This is a genomic window from Cryobacterium sp. TMT1-62 (genome assembly GCF_004403145.1).
Lineage (GTDB): Bacteria > Actinomycetota > Actinomycetes > Actinomycetales > Microbacteriaceae > Cryobacterium > Cryobacterium sandaracinum.
Window position 1 is genome coordinate 25,453 of record NZ_SOGZ01000004.1, and the last position, 21,739, is coordinate 47,191.

Sequence of the window (21,739 nt, forward strand, 5' to 3'; positions counted from 1 at the left end):
CGCCGATCACTCCGCGGGTGCGGGTGCGATGCTCTGGATCGTGGTGGACAGCTGCCAGTAGTTCTCGACGAAGGCCGACTCGTCATCCTCGGGATTCATCAACCAGTAGCCCCGTGCGCCGACCCCGCAGCGCACGATCTCACGGAGCGGCCGCGTCCGATCGTTCACGGTTCGACTGGCACCTTCGCCGGGGACTCGGGTGACCGTCATCGCGTCCAGATCGAATCGATACATGGAACTCAGCGTCGTCACAATCCAGCGGCCGCCCTCGGCACCTGTCAGCTCCTCCGTCCGTTCGCTGGCCATCACTCGGGGCGATCTGCCGGCTGAGCGGGCACAGGTTCAATGCGCACGACGGTGCTGGAACGTTGCCAGTAGTACTCAACGGTCTCAATGTCGGGGCCTTCGGGGTTTAGGAGCCAGTAGCCGAGCTTTCCAACCCTGCACTCCACGATCTCCCTCAGCGGGCGAGTGTGCCCATTATCCGTGGGGGCGGACGAGGGATCAGGAAACCGAAACCTGTCGATGGTCATGGCGTCCAGGTCGATCCGATAGGTCGAGTCCTCAGTCGTGATGAGCCAGCATCCGCCTTCGATACCCCACAGGAAATCCGGTCCACTCGCCCCGCAGTCGCCTGCAGCGCCTTCAGCCATGTCAACCATGCCGCACCCCGTTTCTCTCGGACCGGGTGTCCACCTGTCGGACCACTTCGGTCTGCTGAAGGTCAACGCTACGAAAGCTGCCGACTTCAATCAGCCGACTCAGCGACAAACCCGACCAGCCCCGTGGTGAAAGGTAGGACACACGGGAGTCTTCAGCGGCTTCAGCAATAGGCTGCGAGGCAAATAGCCACGTGGAGGTGGACCATGGCCGGAGCAGAGCGTCCCGGGGAACCGGACACCTCGGGGGTTTCCGAGCCCGGTGTGTGGCGGCTCAGGCGTGCCATGGCGGCGAGCCCGGATGTGGTTTCGCCGCAGCTCGCGCGCAGCCTGCAGGCGACAGAGAACATGTGGCGCAGTATCGCCGCAGAGTTTGGGTTGCTGACCAGCGGGCAAGTCGCCGAACGTTTGGGAGCCAGCCCGTCAAACCGGACGCTGGCGGCCAGACGGCGCGCTGCGCATCAGATCGCCGGCGTCGTCCGTCGGAACGCCGTCGTGTATCCGGGTTTCCAACTCGATCGGACCCACGGAACGATCATCCCGATGATGGCGCGGCTCATCGAACTGGCGGCGGCAAATGGTTGGTCCGAAGAGAATTTGCTGCTTTGGCTGTGCTCTCCGACGACGGCATTTGACGCGGAGGACCGTCCCGTCGATCATCTCGAGCAACCGGATGCAGTGTTGCGTGCGGCCAAGAATCAGTTCGAGGCCCGGTGGTGACGGTGTTGAGGCTGCCCGTGCAAACCACGGGCTTTCGGCGACCCCATACAAGAAGTCGTCCTGAGCATCCTCAGGAGCGACTTCTTGGATTCGGCTACGTCGTAGGCGCAGCACCTTCCTCACGGGTGCACCGGGCTGCCCGCTGACGGTTTCCGCGACGCGCGTTCGTGGTTGTTTCTAACACCACTGTGTTCGAGGCCTGATCCTGGATTTCAACGCGTAAGTACGCGGCGATTGTGCGCAGGTTGTAGTTGGTGAGCAAGATCGTCACGAAGACTTGGGCAGCAGCGAACCCGCGCACAGTCCGGCGGGAGGCGTCGTCGAGACTCTCGAAAACAGGGTTTTTGACACCGGCGTTCAGGCTTTCAACGGAGTTCCGTGAGTGAGTATGAAATTCCTGCCACTCCGGGCTCCCATACGTGAAGGCCTGACGCTCACGCAGACCGTCGTATTTGTCAAAGGTCACGGACTTCTGGGTGCAGATCTTGTCGGGAAAGTTCGGAAGGTCGTCCTCGTCGACGCGAGGGCGGTTCGAGCGGACGTTGCCTCCTGGAATGTCGCGCAGTGGGCAAGTGACGGCCGGGCTGGCCCCGACGGCGGGGCACATCATGCGGACCCGGCCCTGGTCATCGGCCTTGCCCTTGGGACGAAGCTCGAAGCGAACGCGTTCCTGAATGCGACGTTGAAATGTCTCTGCGTCGATGGTGCCGTTGACGTGATCCCTGGACGCGTCTTGGAGTCTCGTGGGCATGCTGGGGCAGTAGGCCTTGCCTTCGATGAAGGTTGATCCGAACTGGCCGCCTTGCACTCCGAGTCGCTCGACGCGGTAATCGGTCGACGGTGTGAACCCGAGGTTGAACGTGGGTTCGTGGAGGCGTTCGACAGGAGAGTTGGCGAAGTAGGCTTTGTCGGCATCCGTGATGCCGGGTGCGAGGCCGGTGCTGAGGGCAGAACGCATCAGCGAAACGGCTTCTTCGGCCACCCCGATGTTGGGCATGCTTAGGGTTGCACTGATCGCCAGCTTGGGGAATCGGAATTCCCCGGGGGATTCCGAGTCGACGCGCACGGCGATGTTGGCAGCCCAGCCCCAGCGGAAGTCGCTCCTGCCGTTGTGAGCCCTGCCCAACCACCATCCGGCGAACACGTCGACAGGTGCTGGCTGACGGAGCAGAGGATCGGTGCCAATTTCGTCCGCAACCTTCTGGGCCAGGGTCTTTTTTGAGAACCCGCCGGTGGTGGGCGACGCGATGAATGTCTGCTCGATGGCGAGGTCGATGCGGCTGGTGGCATGACGGAGGTGCCGCGGCTGCTGCATGAATGTCATGTGCAGGAACCCCTCCGTGAATTCGTCCAGACGGGCTTTCATCTTCTTCTCGCGGTCGGAGTCGTGCGCATCCAGAACGGCCTGGACCTCCGTGTAGGTGGACGAAGTGTTCCGTTCCTGCGGGAAGGGATCCATCAGGCTAAGCATGCGGTGGAAGGCACGGTGAGTGCGGCCCATCCAGCGCTTCACCTCGCGAGCATGACCTGCGAAACCAGGTGCGGCGTCCGGGAGGCACAGAAGCGTGCGGGACTCGGCGGGCAGCCGGTGTTGAAAGACCTGTGCGAGGGAGCTGATCTGGAGCGGACCGTGTTCGCTGGCGAGCAGGAGAAACCCAACCAGGATGGCGTGGGCAGAGATGAGGGCGGGCCGTGCGCGGGCACCGGTGACGTGAGCATCTTCGCTTCGCCACGCATCCAGCATGTCAAGGATGCCGGTCTGGAGAACCCGGGAGTGGGCCAGTGCGACCTGCTGCGTAGTGAAGACATGGAGTGTGCGACCACCGGAGTGGATTTCGGATGCGCTCATGCCGTCACAATCGGTGGTGTCCGGTGTGGTGGAGTCAGCAGTCATGGTATCCCGCAGCTTGGCGAGGCTGTTGGTGTCGGAGTTGAGGTTGTCGGTGAATCGGTTGTTTGTCATAAAACATATGTGTGCGGCGGATTTCGGGCCCTGAGAAGAATTCGGCCATATTCGTCATCGTCCATCCCCCTGCCTGAAGGTAATGCCCGATCAATTGCGAAAAAAGAATTTCAAAAGAAATTCTGAGATTGTCGGATCCGTCGATATTGGAACGCTTCGCACCACAACCGTAGGAAGAATTCGCGGATCAATCCGCCGATTCTTGGACGAAGTTCCATGAGTCCGCGACCGACCGCGCATCTTCGGGCTGCCCCGCGCATGACCTCGTCAAGGCCGCCACCCCGGCGGCCACGACGGGCTACCCATGAACGGCACGAACCCCCAAGAAAAACTGTTCGCCAAAGCCGAGGAACTCTGGCTGAAAGATCCAGATCCGGACCCACGCTCGGCCCGCTACGCGGAAGCCGATAAGAACAGTGCACACCGCGACGCTTCCCGATCGACCGCAGCCAAACGCCCAGCCAACTGGGTCTCTGCCCTCTATGGCTACGAAGGCTACTGGCGCGAAAACGGGCGAATCCCGCGCGAACGGACCCGAAACCTTGCCACCCTCCCCGCGGAAGAACGGCGCCGGGGCGAGTGGGCCCGATACCAGCGCCGCTTCGAAGACAAACTCTGCCGATACCAGATCCTTCGGCTCGACCTCTCACCGGCATTCGAGTGGGATCCCCACGACCACGCCTGGCAGGAAAACTTCGACGACTGCGTCCAGCACGTCGACCTAACAGGAAAACTGCCCTACCTCAACGGTGCGGATAGGCGGGAGTTCGCGCTGGCCCGATGGTTGGGCCGGCAACTCCGACACTTGCAGATGGGAACACAGTCCGAGAGCCGGGCCGCACAGCTCGCTGTGCTCATGGCCCTGCAGAACACGGGATCTGGACTCCGCCACTCCCGCTGAGAACGGGATCCCCGAAAGCCCGACTCGTCGACAACGGATGCCCGGCGTGCACCCCAAAGGGAACACCGCACCGTAATTTGGTGACATGGCTGTTCACGAACCGGAGTCCCGATGCGGGTGTCTCGCGCTCGGTGATCGCCGAGCGCGGGACAAGACGGCGAGGGCGCGGTGATCACAGCGACCGGGCCGGGCGGACTGTCCGCCGCCAGTCGCATCGGATTCCTCGGCGACACCCACGGCGACATGCAACACGTGCTGACCGTGGCACGAACGATGTCAGCCCGAGGCATCGAACTCTTGGTGGTCCTTGATGATTTCGGGTTTCTATGGCCGGGGCACAACTGGGGTATCGACATTGACAAGCTGAGCCGGCGACTGAAGGCGACGCACCAGACGCTCGCGTTCGTTGACGGCAATCACGAGGACTTCGACCTCCTCTACAAGTTCCCGGTCGCCGATGACGGGCTGCGTTGGATCCGACCGAACATCGCCCATATCCCGCGTGGCTACAGGACCACCCTTGCCAGCGGCGCCACCCTTGCTGCCCTCGGCGGCGCCAACTCGGTCGATATCGGCCACCGAGTCTTGGGGCGTTCTGTCTGGGCGGAAGAATCTATCACCGAGGCTGACCTGGACGCGCTGGGCCACGGCCATGCCGACGTGCTCATCGGACACGACGCACCTTTGGGCCTCCCGACCCTGGACGCGTGGCTGGCGGCAACAGACCACGGGTGGCCGCCAGCCGGCCTCAGGTACTCCGCCGAAGGACGAGCTATGTTTCACCGCGGGTTCCTGCAGGTGCAGCCCCGGATCTACCTCGGTGGCCACTACCACCGGCATATCGACGAACTGGTCACCCACAGCCCCGGCGACCGGGAATTCCAGACACGTGTCGTGATCCTGGACCAAGGCGGTTCAGCGGTTTCGACCACCCAAGCCATCCTCGATGTGGACACTCTCGAACTGGAATACATCTCGCGAGAGTTGCAGGTAGGACACCAAGAATGACTGCGAACCCGCGCCTTCGGATCAACCCGGCTTAGCAACCGCTCGCACAGTTCGTGGCCGTGCTGGTTGCGCATTACCGCGATCTCGACTCATCCACTCGGGCCACGTGGCCGCCGTGGTCGAGGGCGTCGGGGTCATCACTCTTCGAGGCCAACTACTACACTGAAAAGATCGGCCCGATAACGGACGAAGCCGCCAACACAGCGGCGGCATGAAACCCGGACGGTTCACTTTGATGGCGAGTTGGCGTGCACCGGCCCCGTGCGCAACAGTTGCCGGATGAATTCCCTGACCCGCGCCCCGGCGATCATCTGCGACGTCGACGGAACGCTGTGCGACGTTCGCAGGATTCGCCACTTTGTCGAGCGACCCGCCGGGGCTGAGCGATTCCGCGCTAATTTCGCGCAATTCCACTCAGCCTCGGAGGCCTGTCCGACGTTCCCGCAGGTGACCCAGCTAATCGGTACGCTCGCGCTTGACGGGTACGCGATTGTGGTCGTGACGGCGAGGGAAGCACGGTGGGCCGAGCTGACTGAGCGATGGCTTGATAAGCACGGCGTCCGACGAGTTGAACTGATTACACGCCGCGACCTCGACTACAGGCCTGATGCCGTGGTGAAAGCTGAAATCTGCGGGGAGGTCCAGAGTCGCTACGAGACCCGGCTCGCTGTTGACGACCGAGACGACATTCTGGCCGTGTGGGCAGGGGCCTCTATTCCCACCTTGAGGGTCGACGCGGCGGGCTCGCTTTCCGCGGTCATGTGGCCGGCCGACACCAGGGATGACCGCATCGATTCCATTGTCGAAGGAATTCGTGGAACCGAAAGCCCATTCGCTTGACCAAGTCGGTTCAAGTCGGCGCGTTCCGCGTACCGCTTGGGACGCCCCGCATAGCATGAGGACGTGATGTCAGCCAGATGGGAACCTAAGTGTCGTTAGCAGCGCAGCAACCCGCGGTGGCGACGCGATCTTGGTCCCACGTTGGCCTTCCGCCGTTTCTCCGATGGGCGGGTGGGAAACGCTGGCTAGTTTCATATGTTGAAGAGCTGACCTCAGAGGTGCAGATTCGTAACTATCACGAGCCGTTTGCCGGTGGCGCCGCAGTTTTCTTCGGAACCGACTTCGGTAGCCGTTCATATCTTTCCGACCTGAACGCCGATCTCATCGAGACCTACTCAGCAGTTCAGGAGGCTCCAGACGATGTCTGGCAGCGGCTACGCCGATACCGCAACACGGAGGAGGACTACTACGCAGCTCGTGCGGCCCGACCACGAACACCCGCTAACCGCGCTGCGCGATTCATTTTCCTCAACCACACCTCCTTCAATGGCCTCTATCGGGTCAACCTCCGGGGGGAATATAACGTCCCCTTCGGCTACAAGCCATCGGACAATCGGCCCGGCCTGGAGCAGCTCAAGGCAGCAAGCACCCGGCTGAAATCGGCGAAACTCATGGTCGGCGATTTTGCTGCTGCACTCCGCGAGGTTGGCGAGGGGGATCTCGTCTTTCTTGACCCGCCGTACACCGTCGCTCACAACAGCAACGGCTTCGTGAAGTACAACGACCGCCTGTTTCTGTTTGCAGACCAGCAGCGCCTAAGCGCCGTGATCGATCAGGTCCGCGAGCGAGGCGCATTTTACATAATGACCAATGCGGCCCACGCATCGATTGCCGAACTTTTCGAAAAGGGGGATCGACGAGTGGAGACGAGTCGAAAGAACAACGTCGGGGGTAGGTTGGCTGCCCGAGGCCGTGCGACCGAATACCTGTTCACGAACTTGCCAAGCGCATGATACTTCCACCGCCGGGCGAATTAATCCGCGACAACCTGATGCCGGGGAAAGGTGTGCTTGCTGAGACACGCAAGCGGTTGTCTCCCGACCAGTTCCAGACTGTTCCTCCGACCCGGATCTCCGAACTAGAGGGATTGGGCTGGGTGCTCGACAAGCGGAACAAGAGCACCGTACGAATGCGGAAGGCTAAGCCTCACGACGCCGCGTTTGAGGACCGCGTTTGGGCAACGTTTGCGAAACTCGGTTTCACTTCCCTAAACAAAAACCGTTTGTTCACCCTCAAGTACGGCGACGGCGACGGCGAACGCCAGCAGATTGACGTCTTCGCAGCCGATGACGACGTGATCCTCGTAGTCGAGTGCAAGTCAACGGTCGAAACGAGAACCGGTCAGTTTAAGAAGGAGATCGAAGCGATCCAAGGCCAGCGCGCTGGAATTCTCCGCACGATCAAGAACGAGTACGGGAAGCACAAGGTCAAGTTCATCCTGGCCACTAACAACTACGGCGTTACAAAGCCAACCACCGACCGGATCGCAGCCGCGGATATCATCCACATGAGCGACGACGTCATTGACTATTACCTTGCTTTGGCGGATCACCTTGGCGTGGCGGCTCGCTTCCAACTCCTTGGGAATCTCTTTTCAGGCCAGAAGATCCCCAACCTCGATCACGAGGTTGTGGCGATCGAGGCCTCTATGGGTGGCCACAAGTACTATTCCTTCTCGATCGAGCCAGATCGTTTACTCAAACTTGGCTATATCCTGCACCGCAGTAAAGCGAACTCGAGCCTGATGCCGACTTACCAGCGTCTCATCAAAAAGACGCGGCTCAAGAGCGTCGCCCAGTTCGTGGATTCAGGAGGCTACTTCCCAAACTCGCTGATCCTGAGCCTTGAAGGTGGTCCGCGCGGCCTGCAGTTCGACGCGTTCCCCAAGGTGAACGGACAAACGCGCGCCGGGCTCTTGCATCTGCCGCAGACCTTCCGGGCGGCCTATGTAATCGACGGGCAGCATCGCCTGTACGGCTACTCAGCCAGCACACGAGCGACGACTGATCTTATTCCCGTAGTTGCATTCGTGTCCCTGAGCCGGTCCGCCCAGATGCGGATGTTCATGGATGTCAACGAGAACCAACAGGCTGTGCCGAAGAACCTTCGGAATACCCTCAACGCTGACCTCCTCTACGCATCCGAAGATCTCCGTGAGCAGGCAAAGGCGCTCAAGTTGGTGCTGGCGCAGCGGCTTGGCGAGGACAAGGTTTCGCCGCTCTACGGCCGCGTTCAGGTCGGCGAAGACTCAAAGACTCCGCTTCGGTGCCTCACGATCGACGCTGTCGCAAGGGGCCTAGACAGGGGTGGATTCATCGGAACCTTCACCAAGACCGAAGTCAAAGAGATTGGCACTTTCTACCGAGGAACCAACGACGCGACCTGTGACGCGCTGTTTGAATATCTAGCGCTCGGTATCGGCCACGTTCGGGAACACCTAAACCTTCAACACAAGCTCGGTAGTGCCGACGGTGGGTTCGTGTTCATCAATAACGGCATCGAGTCGATAATCCGGATCCTTGGCGATATCGTCATCCATCTCGCCGCACAAGACGGCGATTACGACCCGAGGCAGCAGGACCCGCAGACGCTGTATGAAGATGCGGTCCCCTATATCGACTCGATGATCGAACATCTCTCAGGTCTTGAGCCAGCCGAAGGCCTCGAATATCGGCAGCTTTATGGCTCTGGTGCTGGGACAAAGTACTGGCGGCGCCTGCAGCAAGCGATCTCCGAGGCGAGGGCCGAATTCGATCCACCTGGTCTTGCCGAATATCTGCGCGATGAACAGAAGCAATTCAACGACGAGTCTCGCGACATGATCGACGAACTTGAGTCGTTTATGAAGCATGACGTCCGAAAGCGCCTACAGGACAAGTACAGCTCGGACTGGTTCAAGTTGGGCGTGCCTCGAAACCTTCGTGTCGAGGCCGGCAAGATGATGGTCGAGCGAAACGCAGATCGCTCGCAAGGAGAAGAGATCGACGAGTGGGACTGCCTGTACATCGTTAATTATCGCGACGTGATGATCCAGACTCAGGACCTCTGGCAAGAGTTGTTCGAGAAGCGCTACACGCCCCCTGGAGACGAGAATAAGGCCGGCGGCCGGAAGGCGCGAACAAGTTGGATCGCAACAGTTAGTGACTTGCGCAACGACGTTGCACACCAACGGACTGTGTCGGTGGACGACCACGACTTTCTGACCACGCTCCATACGTGGCTGGTTAAGGGACAAACCGACAACGATCTTTGACGCTCGGCTCGGGCGACTCCGCGGCGTGCACTTGGGTCAAGGCGAGCAGAAGATCCGAAGGCGGGCTCCGCATTGCGACATCACGCTCCAAGCACTTTGTAGGAGGGAAGTCCCGCTTCGACGGCCTGATGGTGCCTATACCGGTATCGGAAGCGAGCGTCGACCTTGAAAAATTTCTCATCGTTCCGATAAGGCGTTGTTGTGAGAAGTACCGTGGGCAATCCAAGGGAGGAACCTGCTAAAACATCGGGCGATCCGTTCGGGGTCTCCGCCCAGCTCGTCCCCGGTTGAAGCTCTCCACGACGAGAGAACACTCGCCTGGGACGTGAGGAACAAAGGCCGCTGGGGCAACGGGCCGACGGAGATCGGCCTGGCGGAGGACTGCAACTTCGCGTACGTCATGGGACTGGTGCGGCAAGCTCACGAATACCAGATGTCCGACGAGTAGTTGACCCACGACTCAAATTGAACGGCGAGATAAGCTCGAGAAAATCAAGGCGCGCCCAGTCAAGGGTGTCCTGTTCACTGGACCTCCAGGAACCAATAAGACACATCTTGCGAGAATCATCGTTCGTGAGTCGAAGGCTGAGTTCTATTTGGTTAGCGGCCCTTGAATCGTCAGCGGCTCAGGGAGGGAAGACGCGTCTTTAGGATTCAGGCGCCGCGTGCCGTCTCACGTCCTCTCCCCAATGCGATTCAAATCTAGTGTCCGATCGGGCAGTCCGGTTGGGCGACGTTCGGAGTATCTACACGGATATCCGAGTTCTACTCCGGGTACATCTCCCGGTCATCGACTCCAGCCACTTTCGATACACTTCGATTAATAGTCGTGAACTGGGGCCTTCTTGATCCAACGTATGTCGCTTCTCCAAATTGGTGATGTTCACTACCCGACCTTCATGGGTCAGTGGACGAGTGTAGATAACAAAGACAAAGGCACAACCGGAGGCATTCCTGGGCACTTCTCAAAGCCGATCGCGTCAATAATCGCCCGGGAGATCTCGAAGGAAGTGTCTAGCGGAGCGATAGCCGCGATCGTCATTTGCGGTGATTTGACTGATAGAGGCGACTTGGGAGGTTTTGACCAGGCGACGGAATACCTTGAAACGGCAATCGGTGTGGGCGAAACAATTCCGCCGGAAAGCGTGCACTTGCTTCCTGGCAATCACGACGTGGATCTCGCTGATGAAATGGCGTTCACGGACCTCACCTCGAAGCGATTTGACGTCCTGGAAAGTAGATTACTCCTTGAAAAAAGCGTCCTTTCTCTAACAAAGGACTTTAGAATTTCTACGCACGCCAGCGGGAACGCCCTCATCACGGTGGGCAGTCTCAATTCCACGAAGGCAAATGGCGCGCCTCGGTTGTTCCCTTCAATAACTGTTGACGATCCGGTAGCGGAATTGCTCCGCTCGGTAGATCCCCATGGCATCCTCACCGACTCCAAGTCCTTGGTTGCGAAAGTAACAGTCACAAGTCCCTCCATGAGTATTCAGGAAATCTTGGACATTCCTATGATCGATCCGAATGATCTTGACGAAATTGAGGATTCGAGTTCGTCGAATCAATCGGGGCTGATGGTCGTCGCGGCACATCACGGTTTTCTTCCGCAGGCCACCCCGCGTTTTGGCCCCTATACGGAAATGATCAATGGCGGACAGGTGCGACGGAGGTTGCTTGCTCTCAGCCGACCGGTTCTGTATCTCCACGGTCATATACACGAGGAATCGCTGGAGACGATTCGGGGGTCTGGATCCAACGCAGGCGTTGACGGCCCGCCGATTGTCGCCATTGCGGCACCCCTCCTCTCAGAGGGCTTCAACCGAATTGTTGTCGAATTCGGGGCACATGGCCGCGTACTCGGCCTCCTTCTCTATAGAATTCGCGTGGATCGGGGTACCGGTGGACTCGTAAGCTCCGTACCCATTCGAATTCCTCTTGCGGCACGAAAAACTATTCCCGTTCACTTGCGCGCATTTTTTTCTACATTGATGGAGTATCGCGCTTCCAGCGGTGGGGACCTCATCAGACTCGGAGCCGAGGCACGATTCTCCCTCAGCGCCGACGAGGTGGAGACGGCAACCGTGGAAGCGGCCTGGTCTGGCTTGATCGAATTGGACTCCGACCCAGCGGACTCTTTTGTCGAACAGGAGTACAGCTTCAGATGACTGAGCTTTCCGTATCCCCCTTCAAACTTATCCGTTGGGAAAATGAAGACTCTCGACATTTCTACTTCCTTGACACGTCGGACTATCAGAAAATCCGCGAAGCGCGAAAGCACTGTTTCGTAATAGGCCATCGCGGTACCGGTAAGACCTCACTGCTGAAAGCACTGAACTGGCGGGAGAGGGTTTCCAATCCCGCCCTTGACGGTTCGTCGGGACAAAGCGCTTTCGACGATGGCGTTGTGGGCTGCTACTTCGGGCTTCAATATCTGCAGATGGACGTGCTGAACGATTGGCTTCGAGATGCCAGTGTGAGCGTCACCCACGCGATCCTTTCCAGCTACCTACGAGGCCTGTGGATAGAGGAAGCATGCAAAGCGGTAACGGCACTACGGACCCGCGCTGGAATGGAATCTCTGAGCGAGGAGGTACGCGTCCTCGAGGAAATCGAGGAGGAGTTTGACCAGTGGCTTCCTGCCTCAATTCGATCTTCGCTCTCATCCCCGCGGGGGGTGTTGTCGCTCCGCAGGATTAGGGATGTCGCCGCTCGACTTACTGATGAAATTTACAGTCGAGCAACAGATATGTTCTCGTCTCCCGAAGAAGTGGCGGGGCTACTTAGGCTCGGCCGTCTGGTCGACTTTTCAAATCATGTTTTCGAGGCGCTTGCGCGTCTCCTTCCGACTCATCACGGTGCCCCGTGGGTATTCCAGATGTGCATAGATGAGGGCGAGTACCTTTCTGACGCAGGTCGTGGGACAGTCCGCACTATGGTCCGCGAATGTCGGAGTCCTCTATTGATGACGGTGGCATCACTTGACGACCTAGGCGTCGAGACAATAAACCCACAGGTCAGACTGACTGTTCATGACCGCTTGCTATTGGACCTCCGGCGGCGGTCGGTAAGACAGTTCATCGATCTCATCAATGGGATTATGAATGAGCGTCTTCGCTCAATCGATGACTCGGCACCAAAATTCGATGTCGCCGTGCTGTTGGGTTCCTTTACTCTGGACGAACTCCTCTTAGTCGCCCGCCCCGAGCGACCAGAATCCAGGCGTCAGATAGCGGTATGGACGGAAGAAGCTAAAGATTCCAGTGCCAGCCGCTCAGCGCCTATTCGAGCGTTCCTTTCCGCCGGTGGAGGAATTTCGGAAGTCGAAGATCCGCTCACGAGCGGCGACGAACTCGAAAGCTCGGGTGGCGATCGGGTCCAACGCCGTGCGTCGGAAAGCTCCGGTTACAGAAAAAAGTTTGTGGCAGGCTACTTGAAGCTGCTCGCGACCCTCGGAGTTCGCGAGCCGGTTTACGCAGGGACAAACATCGCACTTCGAATGATGGAGAATTCGTTGCGTGACGTCTTCATCTTTCTTGACAGTTGCTTCGAAATAGCTCAGCCACTCAGGGGGTCGCCGCTGCCGGAGAGAATCACAAAGTTTGTCGCTCGGAGCCCAGTCTCGGTTTCACATCAGAACAGCGCACTCAAGAGACTCTCAACGGAGAAGATGGCAGACCTCGACGGCCGCCTTGTGAACCTGACCTCAGTGTCGCGGGCCTTGGTGGAATTCCTTAGCCAGCTCTCGAGCAAGTTAGATATGGATCCCTCATCGAGACCTATATCGATCCCAGAGCGGACGCTCTTCTCATTGGAGATTCCTCAGGCTGCGGGTGATCTGGACCTTCGCAGGGAAGACACAGCACGAACGGTGGCTTTGCTGGAAGCAATCCACAACTGTTCGCGAGAAGGCTATTTGGTTGGCGGAATCGATCCAACTCACCCGAACCGACTTCAAGTGAGGGTGAATCGATCGTTGGCGAAGTTGCACGGATTCTCGTATCGTCAACCTCAGTACATGAGCCGCATCCGTTGGGAACACTTAGATCGAATTGCCATTACCGGCGGCGACCTAGATCTGGAAGCCCTGGCGTCCCGTGCTTACACGGAAATTGTCAGTTCCGGTGGCCGGCCAATAGGCAGCCAGCGCGCTAAGGCTGAGACCCACCTCGCAATTCCACTGTTTGACATGGAACAGGGCCTATTTTGAAGCTCAATGTGCGGAGTAGGACTTCTGAATCTTCTGCGATGGCTCGGGGCAAATATGACGTTGCAGTATTCGCTGGGAACTGGGATATTCGCTGCACCGCTTTGGTTGGATCAGACATTTCAATCGATACGTCTATCATTTGTTCACTCGCGCGGAGCTCACAAACAGAGGTCGCCTCCCAATATTCTGATCAGGTGAATGCGTTTGCGAACACGACTTCGGAAACTGTCACAGTTTTAGAAGTGGATCGAAAATCTCAATACGAAATTGTGCGAGCTGTTTCCAGAATTCTTCAATCTGTTGCCTCTCGCACCGGCAGGCCGATCAGAGTATTGATAGATCTGGCCGGCACTTCGCGGTTTACTGCTCTTGCGGTTATGGCCTGGGGCTTTAGATCAGGAATTGTGGCGGAGTTCGAATTTTCGTACGCACTAGCGACGGGGTATCAGGTCTCGCAGAAGTCCGAGGAATCTCCCTATCTTTTTAGGAGCGGTGACTGGCTCCCCACTCCGATTCCGGGGCTGGGACGCCCAGGGACGACTGGGACCCGCAATCGTCTTATTGTCTCGGCCGGATTCGAAGGTAAGAGAACAAGGCGACTCATTGAAATGCTCGAACCAGATGAGTTGGTTCTATTGCTGTCGAATTCACCTGACCAAGCAAACAACGAGACACTGGAGTCCGAGCTTCCCCCGTTGCGCACGTCAGTCATTTCGTCGAGGTTGACCGAGGTCGCCGTTTCAATCGACGACATAGACGAAATGATTCAGCAAATTCGAAATGCGTCTATCCTTATGGCTCACGAGGAAGATAGGTCTGTCTCGATCCTCCTCGCAGGTCCCAAAAGTGTCTCACTGGCAGCTGCTGTTGCCTCGATCAGCGGGGACACAATCAGAAACGTTTTCTACGTTCAGTCAGAGCGCCATGAACCGGTGGATGTTCTGGGGATTTCTCGCTACCTCCTCATCACCGTGAGTGTTCCATGGAGCAGATCAGTCCTTGCAGAGCATTAGTCCCAGGCCGCCCCTGCGTTGGATGGGCGGAAAATACCGTTTGCGACACGTCCTTTCCGAGCTTTCGTCGAGGATCAACTATGCGCGTTTGATAGATCCGTTTTTTGGAGGTGGATCGACAATATCGACGTTCGACAGAGCTACATTTATCGCGAGCGATGCGAATGCGGAACTAATGAACTTTCATTTGGCTTGTCGAGATAACCCGGCATATTTGATTAGCGCAATCCGGACATGGACAGACTCACGTGAGGACTTCTTACGCATTCGCTCTGAACTGCCGACGACGGATTTGGACATGGCCGTCCGATTTTTGTTCCTAAACCGCACCGCCTATGCAGGCATGTATCGCGTCAACCGTGCGGGCGTGTATAACGTTCCCTATGGTGGGGGTGGTCGATTTGTTCCCGATTCCCTGATGAAGTCGATTGAGTCGCATTCTCAGTTGCTCGCCAACGGGGAACTGTTTGTCGAGGATTTCGAGATTGCGCTGAACCGCGCAGAAGCGGACGACCTGGTGTTTCTAGATCCGCCCTACTCTGCAGCGGGACATGAAACATTTGATCGATACGGCGCTGATCCGTTTCGGTCGGCTAGTCGAGAGCGCCTTGCGACAGTGAGTAACACTCTGTCGACGTCCGGCGTTCCCATAATTGCGACACTTCCTGCAAGTGCAGACCTACTTGCAGGTTTCAGTGGGTGGCGACTACTCAGCGTTCAACACTCGCGGACGATGCCAAACGGAGAAGTCCTAATCGCCTCTGGGAGCGATCGTTGGGAACGGCTCGGACGACGAATTCCGGTCGCACAAAAGGCCATCTCTAAACTGCTGGCCGAGTCGGACGGACGCTAGCGAACAGCTTGTCGATGCTGGTTGGAAAGTAGTCCGTTGGTTCTCGCCCGGCACTGCTGGCCCTGTTTTGGGTCGGCGTTAACAAGTGGTCCAGATACGGGCGGGGAGCCGTGTGGCCCTCGGCTGAAATCGCGACCGCAACTAACGTGCGGTTCCTCCCATCGGGACCGGAGTGGGCTGCGGGTCCTGGGCGAACTGGGTCGTCGGCCGCCGACGAACCTGGAACACCGCGACCAGTAAGCGCAAGAACCGCTGCCGGCCGGCCACCACTGGCGGGTTTCGGCCCTGCTGACATAACCGCGCCTATCGGCCACAGGCAAGTCTGACCAGCGCCGAAAGGCCCTAACCGGGTGCACGCGTGGGGCGGGACGAGTGCCCATTGGTCAGCGGCGTTGATCCTGGGTTCCGGGAACGCCCATGACGCCGCAATTCGGGCAGACCACTCGCTTTGGGAACAGAGTGAACCCGGAGATCGTGAAGCCGATGGGCGCGTTGCATTGAACGCATGACGATTCGCCCGACCTGCTTTCTTCCACGCCTTCCGGATCCATTGCGCCGAACGCGGCGGCGATAACTTGCAGAGCGAGAACGCGATCGTCGTCGAGTTTCTCGGCAGCCCGCCCGATAGCTTCGGCCGAGAATATCTGTGTCACTGTGTAGTCCAGTGAGCTCTCAACGGCCCCTCGAATCTTGATCTCGTTGGTGGACTCTTGCATCCGCTTGTCGACAATGTGGTTGACGTGGCGGTTGATGCTGTCGCTGATCGAGGTCATTGTGTCGTTGCTCCTTTGTTGTAGGCGGGGCGAGGCCGGGGTTTCGGAGGCGTTCTGCGCAGTCGAAACGATCGGGTCGATGGTCGCGATCGGTCTAATCCGTCTGGTCGAGAGCCCCGGGGGTGATGCCCGGCTCGAGACCGTTGTCCCTCAGATACTTCAGCGCGCGCTCGATGGTCTGGATCTTCCGCTTCAGTTCTTTGAGTCCCAGTGACGATTCGTCCGAGAACTCATCGAGCCGCTCATATTCACGCCTGACCTCAATCTCGGTTTCGGCCAGGACTCTCCAGGCAGCCGGATCCTGCTCGAGGTCATGACATTTCCGCAGAACTGCCGCCGCCAGCTGGCGTTCAACAACCGCTTCGAGGGTTGCTGCGGTGGTTCCGGCGCTCGCCAGACCAAATGCGAGGCCGCTGCCACCCGCAGTGAGGAGGGTGCCAGCCGTCAGGAGGCCCCCCATCATCCCGCCCGGCCCGAAGGCCGCCAGCGCGCTGGTAATGGCTGCGGCTCCGGCAAGACCGGCGCCAGCCGCGAGCGCCAGGCCGCCGGTCGCCAGGACAATCAGCGCCGCGCTAGCGCCCAGTGCACCCCACTTCATCCAGTTCACTCCGCCGCTCAGTGCCTCTTGCGCACGTTTGGCGGCCGCGAAGACATCGGCGCCGTACTGGCTTCCCAATCCCATCTCGGCGGTGAGATCCTTCATGGCATCCTGCCACTTGTCTTTCGAGATCGTGATCTCAAACGGTCGGATGACGTTCTCTGCCGCGAGGATCGTCAACAGGACGACGGCCTCGTCCTTTGGGAGATGGCTGCACGGGAGCGGGTCGGGCACAGTCGCGTGCGGATCGGACAGGTCGAAGGCGAGGCGTGCAATCGCGGACGGCATTCCTCGGCGATGCCTGTCCTCGCTGTCGTTCCGTCGTCGGATGTCGTCGACGACGGCTGCTTGCACGTGTCGCAGCGCACCGGCGAAACGATCCCGTTGGTCACCCTCCAATCTCATCTTCAGGAGGTGGGCGTAACGCAGCGCCAGAAGGGCCATACGCTCTATGGCGTCCACGGGAATGTCGAGACCCTTGTCGATGCCCGCGAGCTCCTTCGACCTGGACCCGAACAGCGCGAAGCCAATGGCCGTCGCCACCGCCTCATTGGAGAGGTACTCCGCCGCGGCGTGGGCTTGGATCCCGACCTTCTTCGTGTCAATCCGAAAATCGACCATCCATGGGAAGACGGAGGACACACCGCGGTGGGCGGCCACGAGATCAGGGGCGTTCCAGAAGTTCACCCACCAGGCCAGGTTCGTCGGCGGTTCTTTCAGGGTCTCTCGCAGTTTGTCAACATCGAAGCTTCCGTTCGCCAACGGGCTCCCAATGCTCACCATGCCGACAACCTCGAGCCCAACCGGCAAGCGACGCACGAGGTCGGCGGCGATCACGGAGCCGAGGCTATGGCCTACGAGGACAAGCCTCCCTGACTCGGGCAACTTCGTCAGGATCCGGTTCAGGACTTGCGCGCGAATCTCAGGATTCTTGAGGTAGTTGTGCGCTTGCTTCAATAACGGCAGGCCGGCGCGGCCCAGACCTACGCCCGCGCCAATATAAGCATTTCCACCTGCGTAGCCATGGCCGCGATCGTGACGTCCGAGTCGGAACTCAACGGCGCCCATACGGCGTTCGAAATCTCGGCGGTTCTTCTTGGCCACATCGCGGGGAGGCTGCTTGATCGTCACACCCGGCAGTGGGACTTTCTCGTCCCAGCCCTTCAGTGCGTGAGCGTACTTGGGTGCGATCACTCGGACTGTGTCCAGATCGGGGTACCCCAGACTGGTCAGGGCCTCGGTGAAACGGATCTTCCAGTTGTCGTCCTTGTCGCCGTCCCCAACTCCATGCAGGAAAAGCAAGATCGGTTCGTTCGACAAAGGAGCCCCCATTTCGCGCCGCCTCTGGGGAATTCAGACTGAATACCCAAGGCTTCTGGTTAAGGATAGCGAGTCCACTCGCAACTACTTGCGGCCCTGAAATCTTCACCCCGTGAGACACAGGAAAGTACTCGTTGCTGCGATCCGGGCGTACAAGCGCCCGCCGTGACGTCCCGTGCGCAAGGCCTAGACCGGGATGATCGCGGGGGCTGGGCTGTGCCGCTTGGCGGCAGCAGCGACCCCCGTGCGGTTTTCTCTCCTCGGGCCACTACCCTGAATGACAGCGGCACGCTGCTGGCTGCTGGCTATACAGACCGGGGGCTGTTCTGATGGGACTGATGAGAGCGGCTTCTGACGCCATCGGTGGTGTGCTCGGCGACCAATGGGCGGACTTCTCAACGGTTCCTGAAAGCGATGGACGAGCTGATCGCGACCGGACTGTCCGCGCGCACTCCTTCGGCGAGCTAGCCGAGACTGGTTCGGTCGACGGTCACACGGAGACCGGAATCCAAGCGTGAGTAAACCTGACGTGCCGGCCCAGAGGGAGGTCGCATCGCGGGAGCCCGTCACCAAAGCTGCAAGGAGCCGCCGCTGGTCCCTGGGGGCACTCGCTGGCGCATTGGTGGTGCTCCTCATTGTCATCGGTTTTGGCTACGTCGCCGGCCAGGCGGACTCCGACGACGACGGGTTGGCGAATCGCGTCGAGGTGTTCGGCTGGCGCACGCTCGGTGGCAGCACGTTCACCACGGATCCTCATGCGGCCGATACGGACGGCGACGGACTCACTGATGGAGACGAGGCCGGTCAGGTGGTCTCAGACCCCGACGAGAGCACCCTCTACGCGGGAATTTCCAACCCCACCAAGGTCGACTCCGACGACGACGATCTCGGCGACAAGCCCGAGACGAGCGGCTGGCTGAGCACGAGGGGCGCGGTCTACCGAACCGATCCGATGGATCCCGACACTGACGACGACGGACTCACTGACGGGGACGAAGCGGGCCAAGCGGTCTATGACCCCGGCAAGGGCATCGAATTCGGGGCTTTCTCGAGCCCGCTGATACCCGATACTGACGAGGACGGCCTGTCCGACACCGCTGAGGCCGATCTCTCCCTCGACGCGTTCGATCGCGACAGCGACGGCGATGAGCTCGAGGACGGCCGCGAGGTCGAGCATTTCGGCACCGCTCCGGATGTCGCTGACACCGACGGCGACGGTTTCGACGACGGGTACGAGGTCAAGAATCAGGAGAGCCAGGGGCTCAATCAACTATGGGCCGATGTGAAGGTCGAGCCATCGACCTATGCGCGGGATTTCGCTCAGGGGGCGGTGTTCGGCGAGATCGTGCCGGGTGAGTCTCTCGCCTGGTTGGCCGGCAATCTGGCCTCCGGAAGCTCCAGTTTCATTCCCGGAGTCGGCTGGGTGGTCGGAGGGACTGCGGACCTACGCGATGCCATCGGGTCGGGCATCCACGCTGACTGGGTCGGTGCAGGCTTCAGCGTCGTCGGCTTGGTACCGGCGGCTGGCGACGCGGTCGCTATCCCCGCCAAGACCGCGAAGTTCGTCCTCCGTCACCCCGAGCTTGCCCCCGCTGTCGGTGCCACTATCGTGGCGCTCAAGTGGGTTCCGGACCATATCAAGGCAGAGACCACAGCGCAGATCACGAAAAACTGGGCGTACCTCCGGGACGCTGGCTTCAGCGAGAAGTCGCTCCTCCGACTTCAAGAGGGGAGGGTCGGCCTCGATAGTCTCGCTGAGGCCATGAAGCGCGATGGCCACGTCAAAGCTGCCGGCAGCGCTCGGTTATTCGCCACGGGTGGAGAGGGAGAAGTATTCCTGGCCGGGCTCTTTGGAGCAGCGGGTGGTGGTGAGTACACGCAGGTCGTGCGTTCTACAAAAGACTGCATGGAGGTATGCAATGTGGTCGCTCGGCGGTTCGATGTCTTGGTTGACAACGTGGCTCACGAATCGAAAGTGGGTCGTGTTTATCTGAGCCCGTCGATCGAGAAGCAGATCAGGTCGGATGCTTACCTCGTGGAGAAGGGCGATATCGAGGGTGCTCACTGGCACTTCTTCGCCAGTTCCGTCTCGAACACGATGGGCCCCAGCAAGCCGGTGCTCGACCTCCTTGACGAGCTGGGTATCCCGTACACGATCCACGTCCCCGCTTAGGAGCGGCTTGATGCCCAACTACACCGACTTCGTTGCGATGACCCGGGTCGACGCTGCCGAGTACCTCGCCAGGTTTCTCGACGACCAGCAAAGGTCTCTCGACCGGTTTGCGTCAACCATCGATCGCGAACTGACGTTCTCACCCAACTCGCTCGAGTCGGTGTGGGATGCAGTCGAGCCGAAGTTCGCTTGGCGATCAGGATACGAACCACCACCCCTCGGCCAACCCGGACCCCGAATCGATGCGGATCAGCTCGAGCCTCCCGAAGATCTGCCCTCATGGTTCCACCACCCCAGCTCAGCGGGATACGCCCGCTTCTCCGCAGATACTTTATGGCTAATTGACGGTGCCGCTCGCTACCTCGGTGAGATGCTCATTGAGACGGCTGGCGGCCGATGGGCATCGGGCAACGAGCGCACCAAGAGGTACATGTTTCAGAACCAGCCCGTCATCACCGGCATCAGTCCCGAGCCGATGAGTCCGATGCAAACATGCTCCGTGCTGGCTGCCAGGTCATTGCGGCAGCGAGTGGAGCGGGGACCGCGGACCTTGGCCGACGTCTACAACTCCTGGCGCAACTAGTGCACGACCGAAGTAGCATTCGGCGACACCCCGGTCGCCCACAAACGGGCCTTTTCGGACGCAGAGTCGGCGCCAACTCGCCTCGGTTCTGAAGTATCTCGGGGACTGGCATTTGGGTACCGCTACTGGGACGCGGAGATCAGAGGCCAGTTCGACTTGTCGCCTGGGGGAATCACCAGGCGCCGCGTGGGGCAGTTATCGACGAGCGAGACCCGACCATCGGGAGCTGCGTTTCCCCTGTGGATGCCGATTGAAACCACGGCCACTTCAACCGGGCGTTACTGGTCTTCTATCCGGGGAGGGCTGACGTGGTTGAACCGCCCGGTATCAGTGCCGTCCTGAGGGGCCTGACAGACTCCGGTTTCTAACCGAACGCACTGCAATTTTCACCACAATGACTCAGGAATCCCAGCAGCTTCGAGGGAACAAAATGCGACCGCCTGAGTTAGTTCGACACCGCGGTCGGAGACCGAGTTCGGAAGACACTCCAGTACCGCCATCGAGTCGGGCTCGGGATATCCCTTTTCTATGAGACCCTTCTTGACGTTGAGGATCGAGTCCCAGACACTTGTCCGGGTCGATTCCGTCAAGCTTTCTCCACCCGCCATAAGCGCAATATCTGTAGCGGTTTTCAACTCGTCATACGTGTATTCGCCTCCCAAGACGACCGATGCTTTCTGGATCGCGTCGGGACCGGACTCAAACTCCTCGGCCGTGTCGCCGGAATTTGAGCTACAGCCCGTCATGAGAAACCCAACTGTGAGCAGTCCGACTGCAAGCGTCTTTGAACGCATCTTCAACCTCTTCCAACTTGAGTAGTTAGTCTGGCGTATGCGCGCGTCGATGGATGCCGTCGACACAGGGCAGGTTCA

At 59.4% G+C, this 21,739-nt stretch carries 20 protein-coding genes; 14 read left to right on the forward strand and 6 right to left on the reverse strand.

Going from position 1 to position 21,739, the window contains the following annotated elements:
- Nucleotides 1–6 precede the first annotated feature (6 nt).
- Nucleotides 7–309, reverse strand: a complete 303-nt coding sequence (locus E3T34_RS00990) for a hypothetical protein (RefSeq protein WP_134341869.1) — start codon at nt 307–309, stop codon at nt 7–9.
- On the reverse strand, nt 306–662 hold the full coding sequence (locus tag E3T34_RS00995) for a hypothetical protein (RefSeq protein ID WP_134341870.1): 357 nt from the start codon (nt 660–662) through the stop codon (nt 306–308). The genes E3T34_RS00990 and E3T34_RS00995 overlap by 4 nt, the downstream gene beginning before the upstream one ends.
- A 204-nt stretch (nt 663–866) precedes the next feature.
- Between E3T34_RS00995 and E3T34_RS15635 the strand changes: the two genes are divergently transcribed.
- Nucleotides 867–1,379, forward strand: coding sequence for a hypothetical protein (locus E3T34_RS15635; RefSeq protein ID WP_158252031.1), 513 nt, complete (start codon nt 867–869; stop codon nt 1,377–1,379).
- 94 nt (nt 1,380–1,473) lie between these two features.
- Here the strand turns inward: E3T34_RS15635 and E3T34_RS01005 are convergent, their stop codons facing one another.
- Entirely contained in the window at nt 1,474–3,342 is a 1,869-nt protein-coding gene (locus E3T34_RS01005; RefSeq protein WP_134341871.1) for a hypothetical protein, read from the reverse strand.
- A gap of 304 nt (nt 3,343–3,646) precedes the next feature.
- On the opposite strand from E3T34_RS01005, the gene E3T34_RS01010 reads away from it, so the two are divergent.
- The 11 genes from E3T34_RS01010 (at nt 3,647) to E3T34_RS01055 (ending at nt 15,420) form a co-directional block, all read left to right on the forward strand.
- Entirely contained in the window at nt 3,647–4,243 is a 597-nt protein-coding gene (locus E3T34_RS01010) for a hypothetical protein (RefSeq protein WP_134341872.1), read from the forward strand.
- Between the two features lie 168 nt (nt 4,244–4,411).
- Nucleotides 4,412–5,251, forward strand: a complete 840-nt coding sequence (locus E3T34_RS01015; protein WP_370327043.1) for a metallophosphoesterase — start codon at nt 4,412–4,414, stop codon at nt 5,249–5,251.
- A 279-nt stretch (nt 5,252–5,530) separates the two neighbouring features.
- Complete coding sequence (locus E3T34_RS01020) at nt 5,531–6,091, forward strand: HAD family acid phosphatase (RefSeq protein WP_134341874.1); 561 nt, start codon at nt 5,531–5,533, stop codon at nt 6,089–6,091.
- A gap of 116 nt (nt 6,092–6,207) precedes the next feature.
- Complete coding sequence (locus E3T34_RS01025; protein ID WP_134341875.1) at nt 6,208–7,044, forward strand: Dam family site-specific DNA-(adenine-N6)-methyltransferase; 837 nt, start codon at nt 6,208–6,210, stop codon at nt 7,042–7,044.
- Nucleotides 7,041–9,344, forward strand: coding sequence for a DGQHR domain-containing protein (locus tag E3T34_RS01030; protein WP_198412241.1), 2,304 nt, complete (start codon nt 7,041–7,043; stop codon nt 9,342–9,344). The genes E3T34_RS01025 and E3T34_RS01030 overlap by 4 nt, the downstream gene beginning before the upstream one ends.
- 325 nt (nt 9,345–9,669) lie before the next feature.
- The gene (locus E3T34_RS16635; protein ID WP_255570901.1) at nt 9,670–9,792 is read left to right on the forward strand and encodes a hypothetical protein; all 123 of its coding nucleotides are present in this window, start codon (nt 9,670–9,672) and stop codon (nt 9,790–9,792) included.
- 70 nt (nt 9,793–9,862) lie between these two features.
- Nucleotides 9,863–9,958 carry an AAA family ATPase gene (locus E3T34_RS16240; protein ID WP_241977313.1) on the forward strand — a complete coding sequence of 32 codons (96 nt, stop codon included), beginning with the start codon at nt 9,863–9,865 and terminating at the stop codon, nt 9,956–9,958.
- Between the two features lie 243 nt (nt 9,959–10,201).
- A complete protein-coding gene (locus tag E3T34_RS01040; protein ID WP_134341876.1) occupies nt 10,202–11,512 on the forward strand; it encodes a metallophosphoesterase in 1,311 nt (436 codons plus the stop codon).
- Nucleotides 11,509–13,554, forward strand: coding sequence for a hypothetical protein (locus E3T34_RS01045; RefSeq protein WP_134341877.1), 2,046 nt, complete (start codon nt 11,509–11,511; stop codon nt 13,552–13,554). Before E3T34_RS01040 ends, E3T34_RS01045 begins: the two co-directional genes overlap by 4 nt.
- A gap of 194 nt (nt 13,555–13,748) precedes the next feature.
- The gene (locus E3T34_RS01050) at nt 13,749–14,567 is read left to right on the forward strand and encodes a hypothetical protein (protein ID WP_134341878.1); all 819 of its coding nucleotides are present in this window, start codon (nt 13,749–13,751) and stop codon (nt 14,565–14,567) included.
- Nucleotides 14,530–15,420: a Dam family site-specific DNA-(adenine-N6)-methyltransferase gene (locus tag E3T34_RS01055; RefSeq protein ID WP_255570902.1), complete on the forward strand. Its 891-nt coding sequence runs from the start codon at nt 14,530–14,532 to the stop codon at nt 15,418–15,420. The genes E3T34_RS01050 and E3T34_RS01055 overlap by 38 nt, the downstream gene beginning before the upstream one ends.
- 383 nt (nt 15,421–15,803) lie before the next feature.
- Here the strand turns inward: E3T34_RS01055 and E3T34_RS01060 are convergent, their stop codons facing one another.
- Together E3T34_RS01060 and E3T34_RS01065 are read right to left on the reverse strand one after the other, a co-directional pair.
- Nucleotides 15,804–16,193, reverse strand: coding sequence for a hypothetical protein (locus E3T34_RS01060; RefSeq protein ID WP_134341880.1), 390 nt, complete (start codon nt 16,191–16,193; stop codon nt 15,804–15,806).
- Between the two features lie 94 nt (nt 16,194–16,287).
- Nucleotides 16,288–18,111, reverse strand: coding sequence for a hypothetical protein (locus E3T34_RS01065; protein WP_134341881.1), 1,824 nt, complete (start codon nt 18,109–18,111; stop codon nt 16,288–16,290).
- 514 nt (nt 18,112–18,625) lie between these two features.
- Between E3T34_RS01065 and E3T34_RS01075 the strand changes: the two genes are divergently transcribed.
- Both E3T34_RS01075 and E3T34_RS01080 read left to right on the forward strand, forming a co-directional pair.
- Entirely contained in the window at nt 18,626–20,284 is a 1,659-nt protein-coding gene (locus E3T34_RS01075) for a hypothetical protein (RefSeq protein ID WP_134341883.1), read from the forward strand.
- A 10-nt stretch (nt 20,285–20,294) separates the two neighbouring features.
- Nucleotides 20,295–20,867 (forward strand): hypothetical protein, encoded by a 573-nt coding sequence (locus E3T34_RS01080; RefSeq protein WP_134341884.1) that lies wholly within the window; start codon nt 20,295–20,297, stop codon nt 20,865–20,867.
- 386 nt (nt 20,868–21,253) lie between these two features.
- On the opposite strand, the gene E3T34_RS01085 is transcribed toward E3T34_RS01080, so the two are convergent.
- Nucleotides 21,254–21,661, reverse strand: coding sequence for a hypothetical protein (locus E3T34_RS01085; RefSeq protein ID WP_134341885.1), 408 nt, complete (start codon nt 21,659–21,661; stop codon nt 21,254–21,256).
- Nucleotides 21,662–21,739 lie beyond the last annotated feature (78 nt).

Excerpts from the sequence above, each read along its gene's own strand:
- E3T34_RS01040 (WP_134341876.1), top strand. The coding sequence starts at position 10,202 with ATGTCGCTTCTCCAAATTGGTGATGTTCACTACCCGACCTTCATGGGT.
- E3T34_RS01045 (WP_134341877.1), top strand. The coding sequence starts at position 11,509 with ATGACTGAGCTTTCCGTATCCCCCTTCAAACTTATCCGTTGGGAAAAT.
- E3T34_RS01080 (WP_134341884.1), top strand. The coding sequence starts at position 20,295 with ATGCCCAACTACACCGACTTCGTTGCGATGACCCGGGTCGACGCTGCC.
- E3T34_RS01060 (WP_134341880.1), bottom strand. The coding sequence starts at position 16,193 with ATGACCTCGATCAGCGACAGCATCAACCGCCACGTCAACCACATTGTC.
- E3T34_RS01030 (WP_198412241.1), top strand. The coding sequence starts at position 7,041 with ATGATACTTCCACCGCCGGGCGAATTAATCCGCGACAACCTGATGCCG.
- E3T34_RS00995 (WP_134341870.1), bottom strand. The coding sequence starts at position 662 with ATGGTTGACATGGCTGAAGGCGCTGCAGGCGACTGCGGGGCGAGTGGA.
- E3T34_RS01010 (WP_134341872.1), top strand. The coding sequence starts at position 3,647 with ATGAACGGCACGAACCCCCAAGAAAAACTGTTCGCCAAAGCCGAGGAA.
- E3T34_RS01005 (WP_134341871.1), bottom strand. The coding sequence starts at position 3,342 with ATGACAAACAACCGATTCACCGACAACCTCAACTCCGACACCAACAGC.
- E3T34_RS01085 (WP_134341885.1), bottom strand. The coding sequence starts at position 21,661 with ATGCGTTCAAAGACGCTTGCAGTCGGACTGCTCACAGTTGGGTTTCTC.
- E3T34_RS15635 (WP_158252031.1), top strand. The coding sequence starts at position 867 with ATGGCCGGAGCAGAGCGTCCCGGGGAACCGGACACCTCGGGGGTTTCC.
- E3T34_RS01020 (WP_134341874.1), top strand. The coding sequence starts at position 5,531 with ATGAATTCCCTGACCCGCGCCCCGGCGATCATCTGCGACGTCGACGGA.